This window comes from Mesorhizobium sp. M2A.F.Ca.ET.037.01.1.1, assembly GCF_003998075.1.
Lineage (GTDB): Bacteria > Pseudomonadota > Alphaproteobacteria > Rhizobiales > Rhizobiaceae > Mesorhizobium.
The window spans coordinates 1-4,129 of the sequence record NZ_RZSA01000611.1; the positions used below are offsets into that span (position 1 = coordinate 1).

The 4,129-nt window shown below is 57.8% G+C and carries 1 protein-coding gene; it reads right to left on the bottom strand.

Features of this window, described 5'->3' with window-relative positions; all coding sequences use genetic code 11:
• Positions 1-21: 21 nt before the first annotated feature.
• Positions 22-3,666, bottom strand: a complete 3,645-nt coding sequence (locus EOA27_RS25350) for a hypothetical protein (RefSeq protein WP_126081037.1) — start codon at positions 3,664-3,666, stop codon at positions 22-24.
• Positions 3,667-4,129 lie beyond the last annotated feature (463 nt).

Sequence of the window (4,129 nt, forward strand, 5' to 3'; positions counted from 1 at the left end):
GTCTCAAGCCGGTCGAGCAAGTTAAGGCGAACCTCGCATTCCGTCGCGTACGACCCCCTCAAAGCTTCTTGGCCAGAGGTTAATCTCTTCAAACACCGCGACCGGGTCAGGCGCGCGCTCCAAAAGCGCTTTGGCGATTGGCCGCCATTCCAGCGCGGCCGTACCATCGTAGCGGGTGAAAAGCTCGGCGACGGCAGCAGCAAAGGGATAGCGAGGTTCCGGGTCGGCCGCACACCATTCTAAAATGACATGATCTGGAACCTCACTAACCGGATTTGGATGGCCGTGCATCACATCCTGAACGATATCAATGCTGTTCCGGCGATCCTGCTCGTTACCCGCAACGAGCTCGTCCAGCATGATTACAGGTTGGATCTTGAATAGGGCTTGCAAAAGGTCGTTGTGGTCCCAGGCGTAAACCTCGTCCTTCTCAATGGCCGCTTTCAAGTCGCGCCATATCTTGCGTGCAACGGGAGCGCCTTCTGGCCCGTTCAAGCAGCTCTTTGCGATACCGCCCAGTGTGTGGTCACTGTGATCAATTCGCCTGGGATCTGGCTCGAATGAATGCCGGCTAAGAAGAATGCGCCCAGCCTCAAGTGTTTCAGCTTTTGGCTTCCGTCCCGCGCTGCCGTCCGAATGTAGGCGCATCATGACGATTTGCAGGGCGATGGGATAGCCGTCGGGTTTCGCAGCAATCGCAACCACTAGGTCACGAAATGCAGGTCCCGGAATTGGATCGCAAACGCGCCCGCCAACCAGAACGAAGAAGTCGTGGGCAGTGACCTTGCCAAGCTCTAAGGCGCGATGGAAGCGGCCAACACCTACCTCATCGATCGTGACGCTCGCCTGAAGATCGACCAGCCATTTGCCGAGAACGGCATCATCTACGGCTTCATCAAGGAATGCCTGTGTTGCCGTGGCTTCCTTTGTTTGAAGCCCATTGAGGAAGCCACGCAACAGTTGCACATTTGGCTGTTGGGCTGAGGCCACTTGGGCGGCCAATCGCTTCCACATGACGCGCGGCTCGTCCGCGCCCAGGGCAAGTCCCTGCCCAAATTCGAAAAGCCGCCCATGGCCGCCGATGAGTTCCGGAAGGACTGTAGCGAGAGCTTTTTCGTCGGCTGCGGCTTCTTTTCCAAATTCCACAACAGCCTCGGCGACGCGCTTCAAGCGCTCGGCAATGTCCATTTCGTCATCATCCTCGAAGTCATCAAGGCTGCCTCCTCTTTCTCCGAGCACGATTCCCCGTACGCTATCGATCAAATCCTTCGGTCTTAAAAATTCCTCCAGTTCGGTAAGGCGTTGCAGTGCCCGGGCATCCAGCATTTTCGCGCTGTATCGCCGGGTTTGCCGTGTTGCGATCCAACCCTCGCGCCAAAAACCGTCCTTGGCAATTGCCCTGGAGATGCGCTCCAGCGCGTAGTACTGGCCCGCATTCGCCCAGAGGCCTCGAAATTTGCGGGCGATGCTTTTCTGAACCCGTACTCTGACTTTGCTGTCATGTAGCGCGAAGGGTTCCGCTGTCTTGAGCACATCGCCGAACCACTGATCGTACTCGGCTTTACTCTTTGGATGGTAGCCATAGTCCCGCGACCGCGCGCCGAACTCAAAACTGGAATAGGGCCTGAAGTGCTCGGTTGTCATCATGGCTTCCAACGCCTTGACGCCGAGATGGCATTCAACCGGCATGTCTGATTTTAGAAATTCTGTCGCTACTTCGAGGCGCATCGACAACGGTGCGTGGGTCGCGGAAAAAGCGACGTAGAAGAGAGGCGCGATTGCCTTCTCGGCATCGCTGTCGACCACCACACCATGCATGCCCGCGAACTTGCACAACAATGCCACGGAACGTTTGAACAATTCAGCGTCATAGGCGAGCGCATGCAACAGCCGGATAAGAGGTGCGCCGGCCAGTAGCGCATCCACGTCTGTATTGGCGAAGCTATTCTCAAGCGCGGAAAGTGTTGCTCGAGGCTGTACCGGCGCGACATTTTCGAGCATCGCGTGGCCAAGCGGGTTTAGGTTCGACACATCGAAGAGAAGGCCGCCCGGTGCAAGCCAGCCTTTGGCGATGGCCTGGGCCTCCTTGCTGCTGTCGAGATAGCCAAGGCGGCGCGAGAAAGAGCGCAACAGGCGCTCTGACGTCCCATTCACAATCGCGGCTTCTATAATGGAATAGGGGATATTCTGAAGAGCCAGTTCCGCAAGTCGGTTTGCGATAGCGTGGGGCAAGATCGCGCGCCATTCCCCACGCTTTTGCAAAAGATCCCGCCGCTTCAGTTCAGCGGCTGCGGTGAACACCTCCTGGGCGGTCTTTCCGATCAACCCGCCGAGCACGGGCAGTTCCGCATTCTCGCCCGTCAGGTCTTCCCCTTGAAATGAGTAAACCAACGAACAGGCTTCCGCGATTTGCAACAGCCCCGCATCGTGCTCGTGGCGTTGCTGGAAGAGACGCTTGAACAATTCGGTGTGGGTGAGCCCAGAGACCGTCTCGGTTTTCTTTACGGTGCCGGCAAGCGCAAGTGCTATCCGCGCGTTGCCGCCTGAGAACTCGGCAATCCTGCGGCTGTCGAGCTGTGATAAGTCCGGGAAGCGACCCGCCACCAATTTTGCGATCAGAGGCACCGACGATGTTTCCAGCGAGAAAACGTCTGTGCCTTCTGGCTGATCCTCGCGGATGTCATATTCTACGGTGATGGCGCTGACCGCTGAGCCCGAGGCACGCACCACCTCCGATAGGTGCCGGTGCGTTTCCGGAGGGCAGTTGTCAATCACCAAAATCGCGCGCGTGCCGGCCGCGGTCAGCTCAGAGGCAAGAACCTTTGGCTGTGGATCAGGCCCATCGGCAACGTCGGTATAAAAGGCGAGGCAAGGGTCCAGCGCGTTCGCGCCCACAGTATTGTCAAACAAGGCTTCGACCAGCCGTGTCTTGCCAACACCTGAGAGGCCAACAAGACGAACAACCTGACCTGGTTTTCGCAGCGCATCTCGCATGCGGTTGATGCCATCTACGGCCGACAGGCCTTCACCATCGTCTTTGTTGCCCGTCTTGATGCGTGCCTCGTCATCAAGAAGATAGCGTTTATCCGCGCCCGCCGGCACGCTTGACCAGTCCCCGTAAGACTTCCACCCGGGGATGGGCCTTCTAACCCGGGAACGAACCCACGCAATCAGCCCCGGATTGGCACGCACCCAGCTCGCGATACGATTGCGGTCATAGAAGTCGAGATGCAGCTTTTCGGCGTCAGCAATGCTGTTTACCGCTTCCGCCATCGCCGCTCGGCGATTGTTAAGCGCTGAATCGGCGGTGGATCCACTTGAGCTTACGATGATGTAGGCGCCATCCGCGGCAGCCAGTTCCTCAATCACCGGACGAATGACGCCATTCGGCCTCATTTCCTTCGGAATCTCCGATCGGGGCATGTCAGGCTTCTTCACCTGAAAGCCGGTTGCGGCCCTTGGTATGAAGCCCTCGATCTTGCTTCCTGCGGGCAGCGCCACACGCACATCAACGCCGCCGTCTTTGGCGGTTTGGTCGCCGCCCCAAGTCGCCGCAGAGACAGGGAGATTCGCGCGCTGGAGCGTGGCCTCGCAGAGACGGCCGATTAGCGACCGCAAATTTTCATCGTTCAGTGCAGCAATATCGTCGCGGGTGATCTCGAACATTAGCCGAAATTGGGGGGGACTTGAGTAAACGTCAAATTACGTGTTCAAGTTCACGTGGGTTTCCACAAGAGAGACTGTGAGGAACGAAGAGTCCAAATCTCATATTGCGGATCTAGTTCCGCCAAGGCGAGCAGATTGGGTTTGCCTTAGCCACAGCGCTTCGTTCGCAGATCAGTCGGCCAAGCGATGCGCCGCTGGAAGCAGGGAGTGCGATCGCGTTCCGTCCTGCTACAACACGACGTTTCGTTGAACCGTCATCCTAATTTCATCATTTGTCACACCAGAATCTCCTTCGAAAGCGGTTTCCACTTTTGGGGTCCTGCTTCAGCCTGAACGCGCGGCCGCTGCCGGCTGCAGCATCAGGATGCTGCCGCCCCGGACATTTTCGACCTTGGCGGTTGACGCGTCTTCCTTGACGCCGTCATCGGCCGCCGGAACACCCGTGAGCTCGCTGAACGCCTCG

Bases quoted from the DNA above. Each gene is read 5' to 3' on its own strand.
- EOA27_RS25350 (WP_126081037.1), bottom strand. From the start codon at position 3,666: ATGTTCGAGATCACCCGCGACGATATTGCTGCACTGAACGATGAAAAT.